The 23,974-nt window shown below is 72.0% G+C and carries 24 protein-coding genes and 1 pseudogene; 21 read left to right on the top strand and 4 right to left on the bottom strand.

What is annotated here, in order from left to right:
• Positions 1-146: 146 nt before the first annotated feature.
• Together glpK and FF36_RS09955 are read right to left on the bottom strand one after the other, a co-directional pair.
• Positions 147-1,700 carry a glycerol kinase GlpK gene (glpK, locus tag FF36_RS09960; RefSeq protein ID WP_044884776.1) on the bottom strand — a complete coding sequence of 518 codons (1,554 nt, stop codon included), beginning with the start codon at positions 1,698-1,700 and terminating at the stop codon, positions 147-149.
• Between the two features lie 183 nt (positions 1,701-1,883).
• Positions 1,884-2,588 (bottom strand): hypothetical protein, encoded by a 705-nt coding sequence (locus FF36_RS09955; RefSeq protein ID WP_044884725.1) that lies wholly within the window; start codon positions 2,586-2,588, stop codon positions 1,884-1,886.
• 294 nt (positions 2,589-2,882) lie between these two features.
• Here FF36_RS09955 and FF36_RS09950 point away from each other — a divergent pair, with 294 nt between their 5' ends.
• The 14 genes from FF36_RS09950 (at position 2,883) to glgA (ending at position 15,077) form a co-directional block, all read left to right on the top strand.
• Positions 2,883-3,731 carry a helix-turn-helix transcriptional regulator gene (locus tag FF36_RS09950; protein WP_044884724.1) on the top strand — a complete coding sequence of 283 codons (849 nt, stop codon included), beginning with the start codon at positions 2,883-2,885 and terminating at the stop codon, positions 3,729-3,731.
• A complete protein-coding gene (gene sufB, locus FF36_RS09945) occupies positions 3,728-5,140 on the top strand; it encodes a Fe-S cluster assembly protein SufB (RefSeq protein ID WP_044884723.1) in 1,413 nt (470 codons plus the stop codon). Before FF36_RS09950 ends, sufB begins: the two co-directional genes overlap by 4 nt.
• A complete protein-coding gene (gene sufD / locus FF36_RS09940) occupies positions 5,140-6,357 on the top strand; it encodes a Fe-S cluster assembly protein SufD (protein WP_044884722.1) in 1,218 nt (405 codons plus the stop codon). Before sufB ends, sufD begins: the two co-directional genes overlap by 1 nt.
• Complete coding sequence (locus tag FF36_RS09935) at positions 6,354-6,725, top strand: non-heme iron oxygenase ferredoxin subunit (protein WP_044884721.1); 372 nt, start codon at positions 6,354-6,356, stop codon at positions 6,723-6,725. The genes sufD and FF36_RS09935 overlap by 4 nt, the downstream gene beginning before the upstream one ends.
• An 8-nt stretch (positions 6,726-6,733) precedes the next feature.
• Positions 6,734-7,525, top strand: a complete 792-nt coding sequence (gene sufC, locus FF36_RS09930) for a Fe-S cluster assembly ATPase SufC (RefSeq protein WP_173667301.1) — start codon at positions 6,734-6,736, stop codon at positions 7,523-7,525.
• Complete coding sequence (locus FF36_RS09925) at positions 7,522-8,844, top strand: cysteine desulfurase (RefSeq protein WP_044884719.1); 1,323 nt, start codon at positions 7,522-7,524, stop codon at positions 8,842-8,844. The genes sufC and FF36_RS09925 overlap by 4 nt, the downstream gene beginning before the upstream one ends.
• Complete coding sequence (sufU, locus tag FF36_RS09920) at positions 8,841-9,383, top strand: Fe-S cluster assembly sulfur transfer protein SufU (RefSeq protein ID WP_044884718.1); 543 nt, start codon at positions 8,841-8,843, stop codon at positions 9,381-9,383. The genes FF36_RS09925 and sufU overlap by 4 nt, the downstream gene beginning before the upstream one ends.
• A complete protein-coding gene (locus FF36_RS09915; RefSeq protein WP_044884717.1) occupies positions 9,380-9,823 on the top strand; it encodes a metal-sulfur cluster assembly factor in 444 nt (147 codons plus the stop codon). Before sufU ends, FF36_RS09915 begins: the two co-directional genes overlap by 4 nt.
• Before the next feature lie 196 nt (positions 9,824-10,019).
• Positions 10,020-10,646, top strand: a complete 627-nt coding sequence (locus FF36_RS09910) for a uridine kinase family protein (RefSeq protein ID WP_044884716.1) — start codon at positions 10,020-10,022, stop codon at positions 10,644-10,646.
• Positions 10,647-11,103: 457 nt separating this feature from the next.
• On the top strand, positions 11,104-11,409 hold the full coding sequence (locus FF36_RS09905; RefSeq protein WP_052681034.1) for an XRE family transcriptional regulator: 306 nt from the start codon (positions 11,104-11,106) through the stop codon (positions 11,407-11,409).
• A gap of 236 nt (positions 11,410-11,645) precedes the next feature.
• Positions 11,646-11,921, top strand: coding sequence for a type II toxin-antitoxin system RelE/ParE family toxin (locus FF36_RS09900; RefSeq protein WP_242422413.1), 276 nt, complete (start codon positions 11,646-11,648; stop codon positions 11,919-11,921).
• Positions 11,914-12,210 carry a helix-turn-helix domain-containing protein gene (locus tag FF36_RS09895; protein ID WP_044884773.1) on the top strand — a complete coding sequence of 99 codons (297 nt, stop codon included), beginning with the start codon at positions 11,914-11,916 and terminating at the stop codon, positions 12,208-12,210. Before FF36_RS09900 ends, FF36_RS09895 begins: the two co-directional genes overlap by 8 nt.
• Positions 12,211-12,531: 321 nt before the next feature.
• On the top strand, positions 12,532-13,770 hold the full coding sequence (glgC, locus tag FF36_RS09890; RefSeq protein WP_044884715.1) for a glucose-1-phosphate adenylyltransferase: 1,239 nt from the start codon (positions 12,532-12,534) through the stop codon (positions 13,768-13,770).
• 107 nt (positions 13,771-13,877) lie between these two features.
• Positions 13,878-15,077 (top strand): glycogen synthase, encoded by a 1,200-nt coding sequence (gene glgA, locus FF36_RS09885; RefSeq protein WP_044884714.1) that lies wholly within the window; start codon positions 13,878-13,880, stop codon positions 15,075-15,077.
• 46 nt (positions 15,078-15,123) lie between these two features.
• Here glgA and FF36_RS09880 read toward each other — a convergent pair whose 3' ends face one another.
• Complete coding sequence (locus FF36_RS09880) at positions 15,124-16,041, bottom strand: hypothetical protein (protein WP_044884713.1); 918 nt, start codon at positions 16,039-16,041, stop codon at positions 15,124-15,126.
• Positions 16,042-16,163: 122 nt separating this feature from the next.
• Positions 16,164-17,168, bottom strand: coding sequence for a dTDP-glucose 4,6-dehydratase (gene rfbB, locus FF36_RS09875; protein ID WP_044884712.1), 1,005 nt, complete (start codon positions 17,166-17,168; stop codon positions 16,164-16,166).
• A gap of 240 nt (positions 17,169-17,408) precedes the next feature.
• Between rfbB and FF36_RS09870 the strand changes: the two genes are divergently transcribed.
• The 7 genes and pseudogenes from FF36_RS09870 to FF36_RS09850 all read left to right on the top strand — a co-directional run bounded on the left by FF36_RS09870 (position 17,409) and on the right by FF36_RS09850 (position 23,919).
• Entirely contained in the window at positions 17,409-19,007 is a 1,599-nt protein-coding gene (locus FF36_RS09870) for a circularly permuted type 2 ATP-grasp protein (protein ID WP_044884711.1), read from the top strand.
• Positions 19,001-19,948, top strand: a complete 948-nt coding sequence (locus FF36_RS09865) for an alpha-E domain-containing protein (protein ID WP_044884710.1) — start codon at positions 19,001-19,003, stop codon at positions 19,946-19,948. The genes FF36_RS09870 and FF36_RS09865 overlap by 7 nt, the downstream gene beginning before the upstream one ends.
• The gene (locus FF36_RS34860) at positions 19,945-20,130 is read left to right on the top strand and encodes a hypothetical protein (RefSeq protein ID WP_128423287.1); all 186 of its coding nucleotides are present in this window, start codon (positions 19,945-19,947) and stop codon (positions 20,128-20,130) included. The genes FF36_RS09865 and FF36_RS34860 overlap by 4 nt, the downstream gene beginning before the upstream one ends.
• Positions 20,127-20,972 (top strand): transglutaminase family protein, encoded by an 846-nt coding sequence (locus FF36_RS09860; protein WP_044884772.1) that lies wholly within the window; start codon positions 20,127-20,129, stop codon positions 20,970-20,972. Before FF36_RS34860 ends, FF36_RS09860 begins: the two co-directional genes overlap by 4 nt.
• A gap of 187 nt (positions 20,973-21,159) precedes the next feature.
• Positions 21,160-22,301 (top strand): annotated as a pseudogene (locus FF36_RS09855) (ABC-F family ATP-binding cassette domain-containing protein); the annotation flags it as partial.
• 1 nt (position 22,302) lies between these two features.
• Positions 22,303-22,773: ATP-binding cassette domain-containing protein (locus FF36_RS37595; RefSeq protein ID WP_242422411.1), on the top strand; the 471-nt coding region annotated here is incomplete at its 5' end.
• A 180-nt stretch (positions 22,774-22,953) separates the two neighbouring features.
• Entirely contained in the window at positions 22,954-23,919 is a 966-nt protein-coding gene (locus FF36_RS09850) for a cation diffusion facilitator family transporter (RefSeq protein ID WP_044884708.1), read from the top strand.
• Positions 23,920-23,974 lie beyond the last annotated feature (55 nt).

Here is a 23,974-nt window from a genome sequence, read left to right as displayed (position 1 = left end):
TGCGGGGTGCAGCAGATCTCGGGGCCGCACCGCCGTAGAAGTGGCGCTAGGTGACCGACTTGCGCCCCTTGTCGTGATGGCAGTCGGGGGTGAAACCGGCGGCGCGGCGGCCGGCCCTGCGCCCGTTTGTCGATCGCTGAAGCAGGTCAGCGAGGTGCGTCGGGGTCGTCGAGGTCGTCGGTGTCGTCGAGGTCGTCGGCCCAGCCGCGGGCGCGGTCGACGGCGGAGCGCCACCGGCGGTAGGCACGGTCGCGCCGGGCGGCCGGCATCGCCGGGTGGTAGCGCCGCTCGCTGCGCCGGTGCGTGGCCAGCGCGGCGGGGTCGGTGAAGAAGCCGGTGGCCAGGCCCGCCAGGTACGCCGAGCCAAGCGCCGTGGTCTCGATGTTGTCGGGCACGTCGACGTCGACGCCGAGCATGTCGGCCTGGAACTGCATGAGCCACGGGTTGCGCGCGGCCCCGCCGTCCGCGCGCAGCTCCCGCACGGCGAAGCCGGCGGTGGCCATCGCCTCGACGACGTCGCGGGTCCGGTAGGCGATCCCCTCCAGCACCGCGCGGGCCAGGTGCGCCCGGCCGGTGCCGCGGGTGATCCCCAGCAGGGTGCCGCGGGCGCGTGGATCCCAGTGCGGCGCGCCGAGGCCGGTCAGCGCCGGGACGAAGTAGACGCCGTCGTTGCCGGACAGCGACGCGGCGAGGTGCGCCGTCTCGGCGGCGTCCCGGATGACCCCGAGGGAGTCGCGCAGCCAGCCGACGGCCGCGCCGGTGGACAGGATCGCGCCCTCCAGGGCGTAGCGCACGGGCTCGCCGTCGAGCTGGTAGGCGATGGTCCGCAGCAGCGACGACTGCGGCGGCGGCACCGCCGTCCCGGTGTTGACCAGGACGAACGAGCCGGTGCCGTAGGTGTTCTTGGCCTGCCCCGCCTCGACGCAGCCCTGGGCGAACAGGGCGGCCTGCTGGTCGCCGACGGCGGCGGCGACCGGGATCCGCACGCCGAGGAAGGCGTCCGGGTCGGTCTCGGCGTAGACCCGGGAGCTCGGCACCACCTCGGGCAGCACCTCGGCGGGCACGCCGAACAGGTCCAGCATGTCGGGAGCCCAGGCCGCGGCGGCGAGGTCGAGCAGCAGCGTCCGGGACGCGTTGGTGACGTCGGTGACGTGGACGGCGCCGGCGGTCAGCTTCCACACCAGCCAGGAGTCGACGGTGCCGAAGGCGATCTCGCCGCGGCCGGCCCGCCGGCGCAGCACCGGGTCCCGGTCCAGGATCCAGCCGATCTTCGTGGCGGAGAAGTACGGGTCGAGGACCAGGCCGGTGCGGGCGCCGACCACGCCCGCGTGCCCGTCGGCGGCCAGGCGCTCGCAGCGCGCGGCCGTGCGCCGGTCCTGCCAGACGATCGCCGGACCGACCGGGGCGGAGGAGGACCGCTCCCACAGCACGGTGGTCTCCCGCTGGTTGGTGATGCCCAGCGCGGCCAGGTCCGCGGGGCGGCGACCGGCGTCGACCAGCGCCGCGGCGACGGTGTCGACGACGCTGCGCCACAGCTCGTCGGGGTCCTGCTCGACCCAGCCGGGCCGGGGGAACCGGGGGTGGATCTCGGTGTAGCCGCGCCCGACGACCGTCCCGTCCCGGTCGAGCAGGCAGACGGTGGTCCCGGTGGTGCCCTGGTCGACCGCGGCGACCACGCTGCCCCGCGCCGGTGTGCCCATCGTCGCCTCCCGCCCTGTGTGCGCCGTCCCGCCGATCTTGCCGCAATCCGCGGGATCGGGCATGGCGCCATGCCCGGACGCCGGGCGGCGCGGACGACGGTCAGCCGAGGCGGGTGGTCAGCCGAGGCGGGTGGTCAGCGCAGACGGCGGTCAGTGCAGGCGGGTGGTCTGCCGGGGCGGCGGTCAGCCGAGGCTGGACAGGTCGACGGCGGAGCCGGGCGGGGTGACGGCGGCGGTCGGCCCGAAGTCGTCGAAGGTCATCTGGTTGGTGGAGCTGCCCGCGACGGTGATCCGCAGGGGGTAGGTGGGGCCGGTGTTCGCGACGACGAAGGCCGTGCCGTCGGGGGCCGCGGCCCGCACCGTCCGGGCGTCGCCGACCTTCTCCCGCCGCACGTCGCCGGTGAGCCCGACGAGGTAGCTGCCCAGGGAGTCGCTGAGCTTGCCGAGGGTGAAGTAGCTGTACTTGGCGGCGTCGGCGGGCGCGAGCCGGACCCACCGGTCGGCGAGCAGGTCCGCGGCGTCGCCGTCGCCCGTCGCCGTGTAGAAGGAGCGGCCGCGGCGGACGTAGGTGTCGTTGTTGATTTTGACGAGCTGGGTCCGCTGGCCGTACTCCTCGATGGTGCCCCGGGTCGTCGTGGCGGACATCACCAGGTCGTAGCGGCCGGGGGAGTCGGAGCTGGGATCCTCCTCGCTGCCCACCACGTGCACTCCGGGGGCGGAGCGCAGCGCCGTGAGCGCGCGGGAGCCGACCTCGGCGGCCGGCAGCTTCTCCAGGCCGTTGGTCTTCTCGCCCCCGCCGCCGCAGGCCGCGGCCGCGCCGAGCGCGAGCAGCAGGCCGAGCCCGAGCAGGGTCCGCCCGATCGCGCCGCACCGTGGTCGAGCCCGCATCCGTCCGCCGCCTCCCCGTCCGAGGTCCGCCGGGGGATGGGCGTCCGCAGGGACGACCCGCCCGGTGGTGCCGCAAGTCTGGCATCACGCCGCCAGCGGTGGCCGACCGCCTATCAGCCGTGGGTAGATGTTGTGCGGAGCCGGAGTGCGACCGGCACCGGCACGGCTCGGGACGGCACAGCTCGTGACGGAAGGCCCTGCGACGGAAGGTCCTGTGACGGAGATCGCCTCGGGGTGGACCTGATCGGGGGCCCTCGGTTCGACCTCGTCCCGTAAATAGGGCACACTAGCGTTGTGAAAAACGACCACGATGCCTCGGGCGGGACGGCCGACGGCCGCACCCGCGACCGGGTCGTGCGTCTGCTGCTGGAGGGCGGGTCGGCCACCGCGGCCGAGCTGTCCCGGCAGCTCGGCGTGTCCCCGGCGGGCATCCGCCGGCACCTGGACGCCATGGTCGGGGACGGCATCATCACCCCGACCGAGAGCCGGTCCCGCGAGCCGCGGGGCCGCGGCCGTCCGGCCAAGCGCTACGCCCTCACCGAGGCCGGCCACCGCGCCGGCCCGACGGCGTACTCCGATCTCGCGGCCGGCGCGCTGAGGTTCCTCGCGGAGGTCGTCGGGCCCTCGGCCGTGAGCCAGTTCGCCGAGGGCCGGGCCTCCGACCTGGAGCGTCGGGTGCGCTCCGCGGTCGTCGCGGCGGAGCCGGCCGATCGGCCGGCGGCGCTGGCCGAGGCGATGACGGCCGCCGGCTACACGGCCAGCGTCTCGGAGCTGCCGACCGGCCTGCAGATCTGCCAGCACCACTGCCCGGTCCAGTTCGTCGCGGAGCGCTTCCCCGCGCTGTGCGACGCCGAGACCGCGGCGCTCGCCCGGGTCCTCGACACCCACGTGCAGCGCCTGGCGACGATCGCCCACGGCGACGGCGTCTGCACGACGCACATTCCCGTGGGCGCGGCGCCGGGACCCGATCCGCATGGTCCGTCCGACCAGGACGTGTCCCGTGCTGGCGGGTTCCGTGCTGGCGGGTCCCGCGAAGGCGGGTTCCGCGTAGGCGGGTCGCAGCCGCCCGTGTCCGACCGGGACCCCGCACCCGCGCCCCCGACCTGTCCACCGTCCCCGTCTTCGGAGGGTTCCGCCCTATGACAACCTCTGCCGAGACCGCCCTCGAAGGCCTTGGTTCCTACAAGTTCGGCTGGGCTGACACCGACGCCTACGCCGACGACGTCCAGCGCGGCCTTTCCGAGGCGGTCGTCCGCGGCATCTCGGCGAAGAAGTCCGAGCCGTCGTGGATGACCGACCTACGCCTGAAGGGGCTGCGGCTGTTCGAGCGCAAGCCGATGCCGACCTGGGGCGCAGACCTCTCCGGCATCGACTTCGACAACATCAAGTACTTTGTCCGCTCGACGGAGAAGCAGGCCGCCGAGTGGGAGGACCTGCCCGAGGACATCAAGGCGACCTACGACAAGCTCGGTATCCCGGAGGCGGAGAAGCAGCGCCTCGTCTCGGGTGTCGCCGCGCAGTACGAGTCCGAGGTCGTCTACCACAAGATCCGTGAGGACCTCGAGGAGCAGGGCGTCATCTTCCTGGACACCGACTCCGGCCTGCGTGAGCACCCGGAGCTGTTCCAGGAGTACTTCGGCTCGGTGATCCCGGTCGGCGACAACAAGTTCGCCGCGCTGAACACGTCCGTGTGGTCGGGTGGGTCGTTCATCTACGTGCCGCCGGGCGTGCAGGTGGAGATCCCGCTGCAGGCCTACTTCCGGATCAACACCGAGAACATGGGCCAGTTCGAGCGGACCTTGATCATCGTCGACGAGGGTGCCTACGTGCACTACGTCGAGGGCTGCACCGCGCCGGTCTACTCCTCGGACTCGCTGCACTCGGCGGTCGTCGAGATCATCGTGAAGAAGAACGCGCGCTGCCGGTACACGACCATCCAGAACTGGTCGAACAACGTCTACAACCTGGTCACCAAGCGGGCCGCCTGCCACGAGGGCGCCACCATGGAGTGGGTCGACGGCAACATCGGCTCCAAGGTGACGATGAAGTACCCGGCCGTGTGGCTGCTCGGCGAGCACGCCAAGGGCGAGGTCCTCTCGATCGCCTTCGCCGGTGCCGGCCAGCACCAGGACGCCGGCGCCAAGATGGTGCACGCCGCGCCCCGCACGTCGTCGACGATCATCTCGAAGTCGGTGGCCCGCGGCGGCGGCCGCACCTCCTACCGCGGCCTCGTGCAGATCAACGAGGGCTCCGCGGCGTCGAGGTCGACGGTCAAGTGCGACGCGCTGCTCGTCGACACCGTCAGCCGCTCGGACACCTACCCCTACGTCGACGTGCGCGAGGACGACGCCTCCATCGGCCACGAGGCCAGCGTCTCCAAGGTCGGCGCGGACCAGCTCTTCTACCTGATGAGCCGCGGCCTGTCGGAGGAGGAGGCGATGGCGATGATCGTGCGCGGCTTCGTCGAGCCCATCGCCCGCGAACTGCCGATGGAGTACGCCCTCGAACTGAACCGGCTCATCGAGCTGCAGATGGAAGGTGCGGTCGGCTGATGGTCGTCATCGATGCCACCGGGCGCCCCCCGATGGCCTCCGGAGCCGTGCCCCGCCCGGTGCGATCGCGCAACCCGCTCGACCACGACGTGCCCACCGGCCGCGAGGAGGCGTGGCGGTTCACTCCGCTGCGCCGGCTGCGCGGCCTGCTCACCGGCCCGGACGCCGACGGGAAGGTCTCCGTGACCGTCTCCGCGCCGGCCGGGATCGCCGTGGAGCAGCTCGACGCCGCCGACCCGCGGATCGGCCGGTCGTACACGCCCGCCGACCGGGTCGCCGCGTTCGCGCTGGCCCGGGCGGGCGGTGCCACGGCCATCACCATCCCGGCCGAGGCCGCCACGGCCGAGCCCGTGGTCGTGCACCTGCACGGCGAGAGCCCCCGGGCCGCGGCCGGCACCGCCGCCGGGGTCGCCTACGGTCACCTGCTCGTCGAGATCGGCCCGTTCGCGTCGGCCACCGTCGTGCTCGACCACACCGGCAGCGCCACCTACGCCGGCAACGTCGAGGTCCACGTCGGCCACGGCGCCTCGCTGACCTTCGTGTCCCTGCAGGACTGGGACGCGGGCGCGGTGCACGTCGGTGCGCACGCCTACTCGATCGGCCGCGACGCGAAGCTGCGCTCGTTCACCGTCACCCTCGGCGGCGACCTGGTCCGGCTCAGCCCGACCGTCGACTACCGCGGCCCGGGTGGCGACGCCGAGCTCAACGGCGTGTTCTTCACCGACGCCGGCCAGCACCAGGAGCACCGGTTGCTCGTCACGCACACCCCGCGGTCGTGCCGCAGCCGGGTGACCTACAAGGGCGCTCTGCGCGGCGACGGGGCGCACTCGGTGTGGATCGGCGACGTCGTCATCAACGCCGACGCGGTCGACACCGACACCTACGAGCTCAACCGCAACCTGGTGCTCACCGACGGCGCCCGCGCCGACTCGGTGCCCAACCTGGAGATCCTCACCGGGGAGGTCGTCGGGGCCGGCCACGCCAGCGCCACCGGCCGCTTCGACGACGAGGCCCTGTTCTACCTGCAGTCCCGCGGCATCCCGCCGGCCGAGGCCCGCCGGCTCGTCGTGCACGGCTTCTTCGCCGAGGTCATCGACCGCATCGAGGTCGCCGACCTGCGTGACCGGATCATGGCGTCGGTCGCGGCCCGGCTGGGCGAGACGCCGGCCGAGGACGAGCCCGCGACGCCGGCCGGGGCCGAGACGGTGGGCGCATGAGCGCCGCCGCAGACTCCGCCGCCGACTCCGCGGCCGTGCCTCGCTGGCACCGGGTCTGCGCGCTGGCCGACCTGAAGGACGACACGGCGCTCGGCACCGAGATCGAGGGCGTGCCGGTGTGCGTCGTGCGCGCCGGGGAGCGCGTCTACGCGGTGCGCGACGAGTGCTCGCACGCCGACGTACAGCTCTCGCAGGGCGAGGTCGAGGACGGCAAGATCGAGTGCTGGCTGCACGGGTCCCAGTTCGACCTGGCCAGCGGCAAGGCGCTGACCCTGCCGGCGATCGACCCGGTGCCCACCTACGCAGTGACCATCGACGGCGACGACGTGCTCGTCGACGTCGCACATTCGAACCTGGAACGAGGGTGACGGCAGCGGTGTCGACCTTGGAGATTCGTAACCTGCACGTCTCGGTCGAGACGGAGGAGGGCCCGCGCGAGATCCTGCGCGGCGTCGACCTGACCGTCCGCACGGGCGAGACGCACGCGATCATGGGTCCGAACGGCTCGGGCAAGTCGACGCTGTCGTACTCGATCGCGGGCCACCCCAAGTACACCGTGACCGACGGCAGCATCACGCTCGACGGTGAGGACGTCCTCGCGCTGGGCGTCGACGCCCGCGCCCGCGCCGGGATCTTCCTGGCGATGCAGTACCCGGTGGAGATCCCCGGGGTGTCGGTGTCGAACTTCCTGCGCTCCTCGGCCACGGCCGTGCGCGGCGAGGCGCCGAAGCTGCGGACCTGGGTCAAGGAGGTCAAGGCCTCCATGGAGGCCCTGGAGATGGACCCGTCGTTCGCCGAGCGCGGCGTCAACGAGGGCTTCTCCGGTGGTGAGAAGAAGCGCCACGAGATCCTCCAGATGGCGCTGCTCAAGCCGAAGATCGCCGTGCTCGACGAGACCGACTCCGGCCTCGACGTCGACGCGCTGCGCATCGTCTCCGGCGGCATCGAGGCCGTGCGGGCCAAGGGGGAGACGGGCATCCTGCTCATCACCCACTACACCCGCATCCTGCGCTACATCAAGCCCGAGTTCGTGCACGTGATGGCGGCCGGGCGGATCGTCGACGAGGGCGGCCCGGAGCTCGCCGCCGTGCTGGAGGACTCCGGCTACGACCGTTACGTCAAGGGCGGCGGGGCCGCGGCGCCGGCGGGAGCGGGGGCGGTGTCATGACGCTCACCGAGTCGCTGATCGCCGGCGGCACACCGGGCGCCACAGGCTTCGACGTCGAGCAGGTCCGCAAGGACTTCCCGATCCTGGCCCGCACGGTGCACGACGACCTGCCGCTGGTCTACCTCGACAGCGCCGCCACCTCGCAGAAGCCGCTGGCCGTCCTGGACGCCGAGCGCGCCTACTACGAGCTGCACAACGCCAACGTGCACCGTGGCATCCACGTGCTCGCCGAGGAGGCCACCGGCCTGTACGAGGCGACGCGGGACAAGGTCGCCGCCTTCATCGGCGCGACCGACCGGCGCGAGGTCGTCTTCACGAAGAACTCCACCGAGGCGCTCAACCTCGTCGCCTACGCGATGAGCAACGCGGAGACCACCGGCGGGGAGGCGGAGCGGTTCCGGCTCGGCCCCGGCGACGAGATCGTCGTGACCGAGATGGAGCACCACTCCAACCTGGTGCCCTGGCAGATGCTCGCCCGGCGCACCGGCGCCACTCTGCGCTGGATCGGCCTGACCGACGACGGCCGGCTGAACCTCGACAACCTCGACGCGGTCATCACCGACCGGGCGAAGGTCGTCTCGATGGTCCACCAGTCGAACATCCTCGGCACGGTCAACCCGGTGGCGCGGATCGTCGCCCGGGCCCGCGAGGTCGGCGCGCTCACCGTCCTCGACGGCTCCCAGTCGGTGCCGCACATGCCGATCGACGTCGCCGAGCTCGGCGTGGACTTCCTGGCCTTCACCGGCCACAAGATGTGCGCGCCGACCGGCGTCGGGGTGCTCTGGGGGCGCTACGAGCTCCTGGAGGTCATGCCGCCCTTCCTCGGCGGCGGCGAGATGATCGAGATCGTCACGATGGAGGGGTCGACCTACGCGGCCCCGCCGCACCGCTTCGAGGCCGGCACCCCGATGATCAGCCAGGTCGTCGGGCTCGGCGCCGCCGTCGACTATCTGACGGCGCTGGGCATGCCGGCGATCGCCGCGCACGAGCACGCCGTCACCGCGTACGCCCTCGACGCGCTCGCCACCGTGCCCGGCACCCGGATCATCGGCCCGCCGACCGGCACCGACCGCGGCGGGGCGATCTCCTTCGTCCTGCACGACGACGCCGGCCGGGCGATTCACCCGCACGACGTCGGCCAGCTCCTCGACGAGCGCGGCATCGCCGTGCGCGTCGGCCACCACTGCGCCCGGCCGGTCTGCCTGCGTTTCGGCGTGCCGGCCACGACCCGGGCGTCGTTCCACCTGTACACGACGACCGGCGAGGTCGACGCGCTGGTGGAAGGTCTGCACGGGGTTCGGAGGTTCTTCTCGAGGTGAAGCTCGATTCCATGTACCAGGAGATCATCCTGGACCACTACCGCAATCCGCTGCACCGCGGCCTGCGCGACCCGTTCGACGCCGAGGTGCACCACGTCAACCCGACCTGCGGCGACGAGGTCACCCTGCGGGTGAAGGTCTCCGACGGGGTCGTCGAGGACGTCTCCTACGAGAGCGAGGGCTGCTCGATCAGCCAGGCCTCGGCGAGCGTCATGAGCGACCTGGTCATCGGCAAGAAGGTCGACGAGGCGCTGGAGCTCGAACGCGAGTTCCTCGCGCTGATGCAGTCGCGGGGCACCGCGGAGGGCAACGAGGACGTGCTGGAGGACGCCGTCGCGTTCGCCGGCGTCTCCAAGTACCCGGCGCGGGTCAAGTGCGCCCTGCTGTCCTGGATGGCCTGGAAGGACGCGACCGCCAAGGCCGTCGACCCGGCCGCCGCCGCCGCGCCCACCCCCGGCCTCGCGGCCCCGTCGCTGACGCCCGCCGCCGGTGCCGGCGCCGGCCCCGCCCTGGACGTACCCGAGCAGGAGAAGCCATGAGCGAAGTGGTAACCGACACCCGTGACGAGACGGCGGCGAGCGACGCCCCGGCGCAGCCGACCGGCGGCACCGAGACGCCCGCGCCAGCCACCGTCGCGGAGCGGGCCGCGGGCCTGGAACTCGCCGAGTTCGCCGACATCGAGGAGGCGATGCGCGACGTCGTCGACCCCGAGCTCGGCATCAACGTCGTCGACCTCGGGCTCGTCTACGGCATCCACGTCGCCGACGACAACACCGTCACCCTCGACATGACGCTGACCTCGGCGGCCTGCCCGCTGACCGACGTCATCGAGGACCAGACCCGCTCCGCGCTCGTCGACGGCCCGGACGGCCTCGTCGCCGGCGTGACGATCAACTGGGTCTGGATGCCCCCGTGGGGCCCTGACAAGATCACTGACGACGGCCGCGAGCAGCTGCGCGCCCTCGGCTTCAACGTCTGACCCGCCCAGCGAGCCGCCGCCGGTCTGGCCGGGATCGTCCTCCGGCCAGACCGGGCCGCCGCCCCGATCATCCGGGTTTCGCCGCAGCGCCTGCACGGCCCTGGGCGGCCGAATAAATGCCGGTGAACGGATTGACGTTCAGCCCCCGGCTTCGCTGAATATCGCCATCTCGATGTGAGCCTGGGCTGGAATCACCATGACCGCAGCCGACACCGTGGATATCGCTGTTCTGGCCGAGCGCATCATATGTGCCGCTGCGGCTCGTCCGAGGGTCCTCGTCGGGATCGACGGCCCAGGCGCCGCCGGCAAGAGCACGCTGGCCGGTCAGCTGGCGGCTGCCATCCCTTCCGCGCACGTCGTGCATGTCGACGACTTCTACCTGCCCTCCAGTCGGCGGACTGAACGGCGGGGCGCCGTTGGCCCACTGTTCGATCTGCCTCGGCTCGCCGACCAGGTCGCCATTCCAGGTGCGGCCGGCGCCGCACTGCGCTATCAGCGCTATGACTGGATCAAGGACGATCTTGCCGGATGGATTCAGGTCCCCGCCGGTGCATCCCTCATTGTCGAGGGCGTCTACTGTCTCGAGCGGAAGCTACGCGCTTGTTACACTTTCACCGTGTTCTGTCAGGCAGAACCAGCACTACGCCTCGCTCGCGGTCTACAACGCGACGGGGAGGAGTCGCGTGATCAATGGGTCAACGAATGGATGCCGGCCGAGAATGAGTATATGGCGCTACAACGGCCGGATCGCTTCGCCCAGATGGTCGTCGACAGCTCGGTCGTCGACGACGTAGAAACGGTGTTCCGCGTCGCCGGGGTTTAAACAGCTCACGGCGTCTCGTCTCAACAGCGAAGTCGCCTCAACAGCGAAGTTGAGTCCTCTCTGGCCGACACTAGCAGTGCCGTACACACCGCGGGCCGCGCCGACGACATGTCGGTCAACGCCTGACGGAAATTGCTGTTTCTGCGGGTAGGCCCGCACGCGTCTTCATTACGCACGTCGGTCGCCGCCTGCGTGGCCACGCGACTTCGCAGCCTTGGGTCCATCTCAAGAGCCGACTCATGCCGTCTCCGCGGCCGCCGAGCGAGGCGAGGGTCGTGAACCTGGCCCACCTCGCCAAGCCAGCCCCTCGGCCCCGGCCGGGGCCCCTGGCCCCGGCCAGGTGTTCCGCGGAACCGCGTGGCGATCAAGGTGTTCCGCAACATCAAAGTTGCCGACGACCGGTACGACGACTGGCTACATGATGATCATGGCGACTGAATCGACAGGAGGCGGGGCCGTGGCGTCCACCTGGAACGAGACGCGGTCCAGGCGACCGCCTCGCGAGGACAGGGTTGCCGAGCACCGGGCCCGGATCGATGCCGAGGTGCGTGCCTACCGGCTGCGGGAGATCCGCGAGGAGCAGGGACTCACGCAGGTCGAGCTCGCGGAGCGGATGCACGTCAGGCAGCCCCCTGTGTCCGATCTTGAGCGGGGAGCTCTCGATCGTGCTGGGCTGTCGACCATCCGGGCCTACGTGGAAGCCCTCGGCGGGAAAGTCGAGATCATCGCCGACTTCGGTGATCGCCGGGTCGTCCTGAGCTGACGGCCGGGCGGCCGACGCCCCGGCCGCTTTTAACCGGGCGGGCATCCCACCTTTCCCGCTGGCGGACTATGGCGTGCGTGGTCCGGGTGGTGCCTGCCTCGGTCCTGCCGCCTGGATCGCCGTCGATCGAATATAGCGTCAACGCTATGAACTGGGGTACCGTCGAGCTGGAACCGGAGGTCCGGGACTGGCTGGAGCGGTTGCCGACCGCGCAGTTTGCGACGGCCGCCTTCTAGGTGGACCTGCTCGCTGCGCAGGGGCCGTTGCTGGGTGAGCCGTACACACGGCAGCTCGACGGCAAGCTGCGGGAGCTGCGGTTCCATCTGGAAGGTCGGGCTGTCCGGGTGACCTACTGGATAGCGTCGGGCAGGCGGATGGTGCTGCTGACGGTGTTCGCCAAGACGCGGATGCGAGAGGCCGCCGGGGTGTCCCGAGCGAGGCGTGCGCTGGCGCGGTGCCTGGCCGCCGAGCACACGGCAGACGAGGATGCGAGGGATGGCGGCGATGGCTGAACGGTCGGACTGGGCGCAGCTGCGGGAACGGCGGATGGGCGAGCTGGGTGCGCGGGATGCTTACCAGTCGGCCAGGCTGGCGTTCGAGCTGGGCCGGTCGGTGCGGGAGCTGCGCCAGCGGCGCGCCTGGAGCCAGGCCGAGCTGGCCGCTGCGGCGGGCATGACGCAGTCGGCGGTGGCACGGTTCGAGGCCGGTGGCACCGTACCGACACTGCCGGTGCTGGAACGGCTCGCCGAGGCTCTCGATGCCGACCTCGACGTCCGCGTCATCCCTCGCCCCGCGGCTTAGGAGACGTGGGCGGTCGCGTGGCTCGGTCGATCGGCGTGGCCCGACCGGGCCGGTTCGAGGCCGGGGACGACCCCGTTCGGGGCAGTCGTCCGGCGGCGGTTCCGAGCCTTCCAGGCCCAGCTTGTAGGGTCGCAACAGGCGATCGGCGGCGTCATCGGTCCTTCCCGGCAGTGGCTCTCATTCAGCGGAATCTCCCTTCGTGCTCGGTGCGGCTCGGCGTGTCGGTCGGGACCTCGGGTCTGGTGGGAAACCCGCTGGGGGACAGGGCGTATCGGCCCGCGGATCGCCCCGCAGACCACGCCATGAGACGGGAGCAAGTCTGTGCCGAGCCCGCGGGTCCTCGGCCTGGTGCTGGCCGGGGGGGCCGGACGGCGGCTGGCGCCGCTGACGGCTGACCGGGCCAAGCCCGCCGTTCCCTTCGGTGGGTTGTACCGGCTGATCGACTTCGTGTTGTCCAACCTCGTGAACGCCGGCTATCTGCGGATCGCCGTGCTTACTCAGTACAAGAGCCACAGCCTCGACCGGCACATCACCACGACGTGGCGGATGAGCAACCTGGTGGGGAACTACGTCACCCCGGTGCCGGCGCAGCAGCGCCTCGGCCCGCGGTGGTTCGCCGGCAGCGCCGACGCGATCCACCAGTCGCTGAACCTCGTCCACGACGACAATCCGGACATCGTCGTCGTCTTCGGCGCCGATCACGTCTACCGGATGGATCCCCGGCAGATGGTCGCCCAGCATCTCGAGTCCGGTGCCGGGGTGACCGTCGCCGGGCTGCGGGTGCCGCGCGCGGACGGCCGGTCGTTCGGGGTGATCCAGACCGGCCGGGACGGTCGGACCATCGAGGCGTTCCTGGAGAAGCCCGCCGACCCGCCCGGCCTGCCGGACAGCCCCGAGGAGACGTTCGCGTCCATGGGCAACTACGTCTTCTCCACCGACGTGCTCATCGAGGCGCTGCGGAAGGACGCCGCCGACGAGGACAGCCCGCACGACATGGGCGGCGACATCATCCCGATGCTCGTCTCGCAGCGGGCCGCGGCCGTCTACGACTTCAGCGACAACGTCGTGCCCGGCACGACCGACCGGGACCGCGGCTACTGGCGTGACGTCGGCACGCTCGACTCCTACTTCGACGCGCAGATGGACCTGTGCGCGCTCGACCCGGTGTTCAACCTGTACAACCGCGAGTGGCCGATCCTGACCAGCGTGCCGTCGCTGCCGCCGGCCAAGTTCGTCCACGACGATCCGCGGCGTACCGGCATGGCGATCAACAGCATCGTCAGCAACGGCGTGATCGTCTCCGGGGGCACCGTGCGTTCCTCTGTGCTCTCGCCAGGCGTGCGGGTCAACTCCTGGGCCGAGGTCGACCGCGCGGTCGTCCTCGACAACGCCGTCGTCGGGCGCGGCGCCGTCGTCCGCGACGCGATCCTCGACAAGAACGTCCACGTCCCGCCGGGCGCTCAGGTCGGCGTCGACAAGGACCGCGACCGCGCCCGCGGCTACACCGTCAGCGAACGCGGCATCACCGTGGTCGGCAAGGGCGTCACCGTCACCGACTGACTCCCCGCCGCCCGCTCCGGCGCGCCCCCGCACCACNGCACCAGCACCACCGCACCAGCACCACCGGCCCCTGCAACACCACCAACCCGTCGATGGAGAGACAGTCCATGCGCGTCGCGCTGCTCACCCGCGAGTTTCCCCCGGACGTCTATGGCGGGGCGGGTGTGCACGTCGAGTACCTGGCCCGCGAGCTCGCCCGGCTGGTCGACCTCACCGTGCACCGGGAGGCCGGCGGGCATCGGGAGGCGGCCGCCGGCGGCGACCGGGCCGTGGTGGAGGCGTCCGGCGGGCCGGGCGTCGCCGCGGTGCGCGCCCACCCGAGCTGGGCGGCGCTCGCCGGCACCGACGACGTGCTGCGCACCCTGTCGATGGACCTGTCGATGGCCGCGGCGGCCGTCGGCGCGGACGTGATCCACTCCCACACCTGGTACACCAACCTCGGCGGCCACCTCGCCGCCCTGCTCGGCGGCGTCCCGCACGTGATGACGTCGCACTCGCTGGAGCCGCGCCGGCCGTGGAAGGCCGAGCAGCTCGGCGGCGGCTACCGGCTGTCGTCGTGGTCCGAGCGGATCGCCATCGAGTCCGCGGCGGCGGTGGTCGCGGTGAGCGCCGGGATGCGTGCCGACATCCTCGACGCCTACCCGGCGGTCGACCCGGCGCGGGTGCACGTGATCCGCAACGGCATCGACACCGACGAGTACCGGCCCGACCCGGCAACCGACGTGCTGGAACGGCACGGGGTCGACCCGGAGCGGCCCACGGTGATCTTCGTGGGGCGGATCGCCCGGCAGAAGGGGCTGCCGGTGCTGCTGCGCGCCGCGTCGGCGATCGACCCGCGGGCGCAGCTCGTGCTCTGTGCCGGCGCCCCGGACACCCCGGAGCTGCTCGCGGAGACCACCGCCCTGGTCGACGGGCTGCGCGTCGAGCGCGGCGGCGTCGTCTGGCTGAACGGGATGCTGACCAAGCCCGAGGTCATCCAGCTCCTCAGCCACGCCACCGTGTTCGTCTGCCCGTCGGTGTACGAGCCGCTGGGCATCGTCAACCTGGAGGCGATGGCCTGCGGCACCGCCGTCGTCGCCTCCCGCGTCGGCGGCATCCCGGAGGTCGTCGACGACGGCGTCACCGGGCTGCTCGTGCCGCCCGACGAGCCGAAGGCGCTCGCCGACGCCGTCAACACCGTGCTCGCCGACCCGGCGCGGGCCGCGGCGATGGGCCGCGCTGGGCGGGAGCGGGCGGTCGGCGAGTTCGGCTGGGCGGCCGTCGCCGAGCGCACCGCGGCCCTGTACGACTCCGTGGCCAGCCGCTAGCTGGCCGAACGACGCCACGGGGCACCGGCCCGCCCGGCGGGATCCCTCAGGCCTGGCCGGTGTGGCCGCGGATGACGTCGTCGACGGTGTCCGCCGTGGCTGCGCGCCGTAGCCACAGATCCAGCAGGTCGATGTCGACGCACTCCAGGATCCGCTGGCGAATCGCCTCGGGCACGGGGACCCCGCGGCTGTCCAGCACGAGCAGTACCGCCTTCGCCTCGCCGCGAGCCTCGCCGCGAGCCTCGCCACGGGCTTCTCCGCGAGCCTCTCCGCGTGCGTCGATCTCGTTGTAGCGTTCGTAGTGGTAACGCCGTCCGACGGCAGTCGTCATGAGGAAAGCCTCCCATCGGTCGCGGGCCGCCTGGGGCAGCCGACCCACGGTCACATCATCGTAAAAGATCTTCTTCTCGGGTTCCAGTGCGTCCAGCGCCGCGAGCAGTGCCGGGAACATCACGTCGATGTCGGCGTCGTCGAGATGGCACGTCGCCGCGAACAGCGCGGACGCCGGCCGCGCCGTCGCCTGCTCGACGTCCGGGAGCAGCGGAACATCGTCGGCGGTGAACATCCGCGGAGACAACCGCGCCCCGCTGTGGGTGTCCGCGGCGATCTGGTCGCGGTACCAGCGGGCGACCGCCGGATCCGGCACGAACACCACCAGCGAAGCCGTCACCCGGAACTCGGTCTCCAGATGTCCGACATACAGCTTCCACGACCCCAGCTTGCGCGGGTCACGGCCGCGCTGAACCTCGTAGACGGTGCCCCGTACCGGGGTGTCCTCCGAGTCGCAGTACAGCACCATCGCGTCGGCGAGAAAGGTCTGCGGACGCACATGGGGGTCATGCAACCGGGCGTGATCGAACGCCGGCGCGTCCTCACCGCCGAGCAGCTCCGTCTGGACCCAGTCGGGCAGGGCGGGGTCGAGCCGGAGGAGCTCAAGCGGTATCTCGTGGGCGGAAGTGGGCATGCCGCCACCATGCCAGGAAGGTGTGACAGATCTGGCGCGTCGCGTCACTGTCGACCACATCGCCGTAAGGTGCGCTGCCAGTATGTGTGCTGGCAGTAACGCTGCCGACTCGTGGCGGGTGGTCAGTTCTTCCAGGCGGTCTCGGTGACCGGGGAGCGGCCCAGCAGCGGGCGCCACCAGGACTCGTTCTCCTTGTACCAGGCGATGGTGGAGCGCATCCCCTCGCTGAAGTCGATCAGTGGCGACCAGCCGAGCTCCGTGCGCAGCTTGGTGGAGTCCAGCAGGTAGCGGCGGTCGTGGGAGGGCCGGTCCGGCACGATCGTCTTCAGTGACGCGGGCAGGCCGAGCTCGGCGAGGACGGTGTCGGCGATCGTGGAGATGTCGGCCTCGACCCCGGAGCCCACGTGGTAGGTCTCGCCGACGCGGCCGCGGTCGAGTACGGCGTCGATCGCCCGGCAGTGGTCCATCACGTGCAGCCACTCGCGCCGGTTCGTCGTCGACGCGTACAGCGGGAGCTGCTCGCCCTGCAGCGCCCGGGTCACGAACAGCGGGATGACCTTCTCCGGGAACTGGTACGGCCCGTAGTTGTTCGAGCAGTTGGTGATCGTGACCGGCAGGTCGTAGGTGTAGCCGTAGGCGCGCACGGCGTGGTCGCTGCCGGCCTTCGCCGCGTTGTACGGGGTGCGCGGCAGGTAGGGGGCGTCCTCGGTGAAGGCGCCCGGGTCGTTGAGGTCCATGTCGCCGTAGACCTCGCAGGTGGAGATCTGGTGGAAGCGGGCGATCCCGACCGTGCGGGCCGCCTCCAGCAGCGCCTGGGTGCCCATCACGTTCGTCGAGAAGAAGTCTCCCGGCCGGATGATCGCCAGGCTGTTGTGCGACTCCGCGGCGAAGTTCACGATCACGTCGACCGAGTGCTCGCGCAGCGTGGACTCGACGAGCTCGCGGTTGCGGATGTCGCCGTGGACGAAGGTGATGCGCTCGGCGAGGTCGGCCAGGTTCTCCCGGCAGCCCGCGTAGGTCAGGGCGTCGAACGCCACGACGGCGTCCGCGGGGTGCCGCTCGCGCCAGTAGCGGACGAAGTTCGATCCGATGAACCCGGCGGCTCCGGTCACCAGCAGCGTCGACATCGTTCGGCCTTTCGGTCGGCCCGCATGCTTCGGCGCACGCGGTGGGATGGGCGGTCGGCGGCCATGGTCTCGCGGCCCGGGCCAAGCGGGTTCAAGTCTGCCTGGTGCGCGTCGAGGCGGTCCGCGCCGGGTTGGCAGGGAGGGCCGGGGCCCCCACCCCACCATCCGGTGAGGGTGACCAGCCCGGTCCAGGTCGGCGACGTCACGCGGAGGTAACACGCGCAAATTACGCTCCGGGCTGTGGCGGACCTGTTCGAGGGTTATCCGGCAGAGGCGGCGGCCACGGCGGCCTGGGACGAGGTGTTCGAGGCGTCGAACACCCCCCGGGACGTGTACGCCGCCCTCTACGACGCGTTGCAACCCCTCAGCAGCGCAGATCTCGCGGCCCGCAAGGTCGCCCTGGACCGGGCGTTTCGGGACGCGGGCATCACCTTCAACCTCTTCGGTGAGGAGCGGCCGTTTCCCCTGGACCTCGTGCCGCGGCTGCTCGCCGGCGACGAGTGGGACGTCATCGAACGCGGCGTCACCCAGCGTGTCCAGGCGCTGGAGGCGTTCCTGGCGGACGTCTACGGGCCGGCCGAGGTGCTCGCCGACGGCATCGTGCCACGCCGGCTCGTGCTGACCAGTGCCCACTTCCACCGCGCGGCGCACGGCATCGACCCGCCGAACGGGGTGCGGGCGCACGTGTCCGGCATCGACCTCATCCGCGACGAGCAGGGCGGCTTCCGCGTCCTGGAGGACAACGTCCGGGTGCCGTCCGGGGTCAGCTACGTGATCGAGAACCGCCGGGCGATGACCCGGGTGTTCCCGGAGCTCTTCGCCACCCACCGGGTGCGGCCGGTCGCCGACTACGCCACCCACCTGCTGCACGCGCTGCGCGCCGCCGCGCCGCCGGAGGTCGCCGACCCGACGGTGGTCGTGCTCACCCCGGGCGTGTACAACTCCGCCTACTTCGAGCACGCGCTGCTGGCCCGGCAGATGGGCGTGGAGCTGGTCGAGGGCCGCGACCTGTCGGTGCGCGACAACAAGGTCACCATGCGGACCACCGAGGGCGAGCAGCCGGTGCACGTCGTCTACCGCCGGGTGGACGACGACTGGCTCGACCCGCTGCACTTCCGGCCGGAGTCGATGGTCGGCTGCGCCGGCCTGGTCAACGCCGCCCGCGGCGGGCACGTGACGATCGCCAACGCGGTCGGCAACGGGGTCGCCGACGACAAGCTGATGTACACCTACGTCCCCGAGCTCATCCGGTACTACCTCGGCGAGGAGCCGATCCTGCCGAACGTCGACACCTACCGGCTGGAGGATCCCGACCAGCGGGCCTACGTCCTTGACCACCTGGACTCCCTCGTCGTCAAGCCGGTCGACGGCTCCGGCGGCAAGGGCATCGTCATCGGGCCCCAGGCCAGCGACGCCGAACTCGCCGAGCTGCGGGTGCGGGTCAGCGAGGACCCCCGCGGCTGGATCGCCCAGCGGGTCGTGAAGCTCTCGACGTCGCCGACGCTGACCGATGACCGCCTCGGCCCCCGGCACGTGGACCTGCGCCCGTTCGCCGTCAACGACGGCAACAAGGTGTGGGTGCTGCCCGGGGGGCTCACCCGGGTCGCGCTGCCGCGGGGCAGCCTGGTCGTCAACTCCAGTCAGGGCGGCGGCTCCAAGGACACCTGGGTGCTCGCCGCCGAGCGCAACCCGCGCGAACCGGCGCTGCCGATGGCCCGCCCGCCCGGTGCCGCCGTCCGCCCCGCCAGCGGCCCGGACCACGGCCCGGTCTCCTCCGACCAGCAGCAACAACAGCAGCAGAACCAGGCCGGGATCGCCGCGGGGAGCCGGGGATGCTGAGCCGGATCGCCGAGTCGCTGTTCTGGATCGGCCGCTACGTGGAGCGGGCCGAGTCCACCGCCCGCATCCTCGACGTCCACGTCCACCGGGTGCTGGAGGACCCGTGGCTCGACGCGAGCTCCGCCGGCCGCGAGCTGCTCGCCGTCATGGGCCAGCCCGCCACGTTCGACCAGCAGGTCGACTCCCGCACGGTGACCGAGACCCTCGCCTACGACCCGGCGCGGCCGTTCAGCATCACCGGGGCGCTCTCGGCGGCCCGGGAGAACGCCCGCAGCGCGCGCGTGGTCGTCTCCAGCGACGTCTGGGAATGCCTCAACGCCACCTGGAACGACCTGCCGCACACCGAGGAGCTGGCCCGCCGCCTCGGCCCGCACGTGTTCTTCCGCTACGTCCGCGAGCGCACCGCGATGCTCGCCGGGCTGGTCGACGCCACCCTCGCCCGTGACGACGGCTGGCGCTTCCTGGTGCTCGGCCGCAGCCTGGAACGCGTCGACATGACCTCCCGGCTGCTGTCGTCGAGCATCAGCGACGACCCGCACTCGCAGAGCTGGATCAGTCTGCTGCGCTCCTGCGGCGCGCACGAGGCGTACCTGCGGACCTACCGGCGCGCCGTCGACGCCGCCCGGGTCGCCGAGTTCCTGCTGCTCGACCGGCTGTTCCCGCGCTCGGTGTACTGGTCGCTGGCGCTGGCCGAGGACATCCTCGCCGAACTCGACGGCGGCCGCGGCCGGCCTCGGTCCACCGTCGACGACGCCGCCCGGCGGACGGTCGGGCGGACCCGCACGGAGCTGGAGTTCCACAGCGTCGCCGAACTCGTCGAGAACATGCCGGACCTGCTCGCCTCCCTGCAGAGCACCTGCTCGTCGGTCAGCGGCGAGGTGACGGCTCGCTACTTCGCCCGGGAGGCGCCGCGGTCCTGGGCGATGGAGGTGCCGGCATGAGCCGGCCGTCGCGGCTGACTCGCCCGGCCAGCCCCACCCGGGTGGTCCACCCGGCTCGGGGCGACGCCGCGGTCCGGTGGACGCGGCGGGCCCCGGCGCTGCGCCGGGGGCGGCCGGCGAGCCCGACCCGCTCGGTGGGCCCGACCCGGCCCACCCGACCCATCCGAGGGGACTCCTGGTGAGCTGGCAGATCCGCATCGAGCACTCGACGGGCTACCGCTACGCCAGCCCCGTGCTGTCCTCCTACAACGAGGTCAGGATCATCCCGCAGACCGCCGCGTCCCAGCTCACGCTGGAGGCCACGGTCCGCACCGAGCCGGCGGCGACCACCTACCGCTACTGGGACTACTGGGGCACCCAGGTCACCGCGTTCGACCTGCACACCCCGCACACCGAGCTCGTCGTCACGGGCCGGTCGATCGTGCAGACCGCCGCGGCGCCGCAGCCCCCAACCGACGTCCCCACCTGGGAGCGGCTGGGCGCCGACCCGGTCGCGGACGAGTTCGTCGAGTACCTGCGCCCGTCGGCGTCCACCCCGGAGCACCCCGAGCTCTCCGCCGCCGCCCGCGACCTCGCCGCCCGCCACGGGCCGCGGGAGTTCATCCCCGCCGTCGGCGACTGGGTGCGCGAACGCCTCGCCTACCGCCGCGGCACCACCGGCGTGCACACCTCCGCGGTGGAGGCGTGGCGGCGCCGGGAGGGCGTCTGCCAGGACTTCGCCCACCTCGCGCTGGTCCTGATGCGGGCGGCGGGCATGCCGGCGCGCTACGTCTCCGGCTACCAGCACCCCTCCGCCGCCGCGGAGGTCGGCGAGACCGTCGAGGGGCAGTCGCACGCCTGGGTGGAGGGCTGGCTCGGCCAGTGGTGGGGCTTCGACCCGACCAACGCGGTCCCCGCCGGCGAGCAGCACGTGGTCGTCGCCCGCGGCCGTGACTACAACGACGTCCCGCCCGTGCGCGGCGTCTTCTCCGGCGGCACCTCCACCTCCCTCGGCGTCACCGTCGCCGTGACGCGCCTGGCCTGACCTCGCGGGCGGCGACGTCGCGACCGGAGGGCGTCGCCACCCGAAGACGGCACCGTAGTCTGGACGGCATGAGCATCGCCGTGTCGTGATCGGATGATGTCCCGCCCCGGTGGCGTTTCCACCGTCGTCCGTAGCCGTCTGACGTCACCACGGCGTCGCCAGGAAGCCCGAAAGAGGCCCAACCTCAATGATCATCGTGTCCGAGCTCGAACTGCGCGCCGGAGCCCGCACCCTGATCGAGCCCGTCTCCTTCCGGGTGCAGCAGGGCGACCGGATCGGTCTGGTCGGGCGCAACGGCGCGGGTAAGACGACGCTGCTGAAGGTGCTGGCGCGCGAGGGCCTTCCGTTCGCCGGTGGCGTCGATGTCCGCGGCGAGCTGGGCTACCTGCCGCAGGATCCGCGCGCCGGCGACCCGACCGACACCGCCCGCGACCGGGTGCTGTCGGCCCGCGGCCTCGACGTCCTGCTGCGCGAGATGGAGAAGCTGCAGCTCGAGATGGCCGAGCTGGTCGACGCGAAGGCCCGGGACGCGGCGATCCGCCGCTACGGCAGTCTGGAGGAGCGCTTCGGCACGCTCGGCGGGTACGCCGCCGAGGCGGAGGCGGCCCGGATCTGCTCGTCGCTGGGCCTGGCCGACCGGGTGCTCGCCCAGCCCATCGGCACGCTGTCCGGCGGACAGCGCCGCCGGGTGGAGCTGGCCCGGATCCTGTTCGCCGGGTCCGGCAGCTCGGATGCGACGCTGCTGCTCGACGAGCCGACGAACCACCTCGACGCCGACTCCATCGTCTGGCTGCGCGACTTCCTGCGCGCGCACAACGGCGGCCTCGTCGTCGTCAGCCACGACGTCGACCTGCTCGACCGGTGCGTCAACAAGGTCTTCCACCTCGACGCCAACCGCGCCGCCCTCGACGTCTACAACGTCAACTGGAAGACGTACCTCAGCCAGCGGGAGCTCGACGAGCGGCGCCGCAAGCGGGAGCGCGCCAACGCCGAGAAGAAGATCGACTCACTGAAGGCGCAGGCCGACAAGATGCGGGCGAAGGCGACCAAGGCCCGCGCCGCCCACCAGATGGACCGCCGTGCCGAGCGGCTGGCCGCCGGCCTCGCCGAGGTCCGCGTCGCCGACCGGGTGGCGAAGCTGCGCTTCCCGGACCCGGCACCCTGCGGGCGCACCCCGCTGACCGCCACCGGCCTGTCGAAGTCCTACGGTTCGCTGGAGGTGTTCACCGACGTCGACCTGGCGATCGACCGCGGGTCCCGGGTGGTCGTCCTCGGGCTCAACGGCGCCGGCAAGACGACGCTGCTGCGCATTCTCGCCGGGCAGGAGCGNCCGGACACCGGCGAGGTGCATCCGGGGCACGGCCTGCGGCTGGGCTACTACGCGCAGGAACACGAGACGCTGGACACCGACCGCTCCGTGCTCGACAACATGCGGGCCGCCGCGCCGGGCACCTCCGACGTGGAGCTGCGGCGCATCCTCGGCGCGTTCCTGTTCAGCGGTGACACCGTGGAGCAGCGCGCGCAGACCCTCTCCGGTGGCGAGAAGACCCGCCTGGCGTTGGCCGGACTGGTGTGCAGCTCGGCGAACGTGCTGCTGCTCGACGAGCCGACGAACAACCTCGACCCCGCCTCCCGGGACGAGGTGCTCGCCGCGCTGAGCACCTACAAGGGGTCGGTGGTGCTCGTCACGCACGACCCGGGTGCGGTCGAGGCGCTCGACCCGCAGAAGGTGCTGATGCTGCCCGACGGCGTCGAGGACAACTGGTCACCCGATCTCATGGAGCTGATCACCCTGGCGTGACGCCCGCCGGGGGCGGTCCGTCGCCCCGTCGGGACGCCCGCGCCCCGGGACGCTCGCGACACCGAGACGCTCGCGCCACCGGGCGCGCCCGTACCCGCCGCAGGACCGGCGGGGCGGACTTGCCAGACTGGGGCGTCAGGTCGGAGGGGACACCGGCCTGACCCGAAGTGGAGAGTCTTTGTGAGTACGCAGGGCGGCACCAAGGCGGTTCTGGCGGCGCTGGCCGCCAACCTGGGCATCGCGGTGACGAAGTTCGTGGCGTTCCTGCTCACGCAGTCGTCGTCGATGCTCGCCGAATCCATTCACTCGGTCGCCGACTCCGGCAACCAGGGTCTGCTGCTGCTCGGCCAGCGCAAGTCGGCCAGCCCGCCCGACGAGGAGCATCCCTTCGGGTACGGCCGCGCGCGGTACATCGCCGCCTTCCTCGTCGCCATCGTGCTGTTCAGTGTCGGCGGGCTGTTCTCCGTCTACGAGGGCGTCGAGAAACTCCGCCACCCGCATGAGCTGGACAGCGGCCTCATCGCGATCGTCATCCTGGTGATCGCCGTCGGGCTGGAGTCGTACTCGCTGTCCACCGCGGTCCGCGAGTCGAGCAAGACCCGGGGGGACCGCTCCTGGTGGCAGTTCATCCGGGAGGCGCGCGCACCGGAGCTGCCGATCGTGCTGCTCGAGGACCTGGCCGCCGAGCTGGGGCTGATCTTCGCCCTGCTTGGCGTCGGGCTGACCCTGCTGCTCGACGATCCGATCTGGGACGGGGCCGGCACTCTGGCCATCGGCATCCTGCTGCTTGTCGTCGCCGTGCTCGTCGCGACCGAGGCGTACGGCATGCTTGTCGGGGAGGCGGCGACCCCGCAGGCCGTCGCGACGATCCGCGGCACGCTCGCCGCCGCGCCCGGGGTGACGAAGGTCATCCACCTGCGGACCCTGCACCTGGGCCCGGACGAGCTGCTCGTCGCCGCCAAGATCGGGATTGCGCCGACGGCGACGATGCGGGAGGTCGCCGCGACCATCGACGGCGCCGAGGAGGCGCTGCGGGCGTCCCTGACGGTCCCGATGCGAATCTTCCTGGAGCCGGACATCCCCCGCGACTCGCTGCCCCGACCGTCCGCGGGCGGCACCGAGGCGACCTCCGCGCCCGCCGTCTGACGCGCGGCCGCCGACGCGCCTCGTTCGGAGCGGTTCCGGGCCTTCTCCGGGGCGG

The sequence above is a fragment of the Frankia torreyi genome, assembly GCF_000948395.1.
Lineage (GTDB): Bacteria > Actinomycetota > Actinomycetes > Frankiales > Frankiaceae > Frankia > Frankia torreyi.
This window is presented reverse-complemented; position numbering and strand designations above follow the sequence as displayed.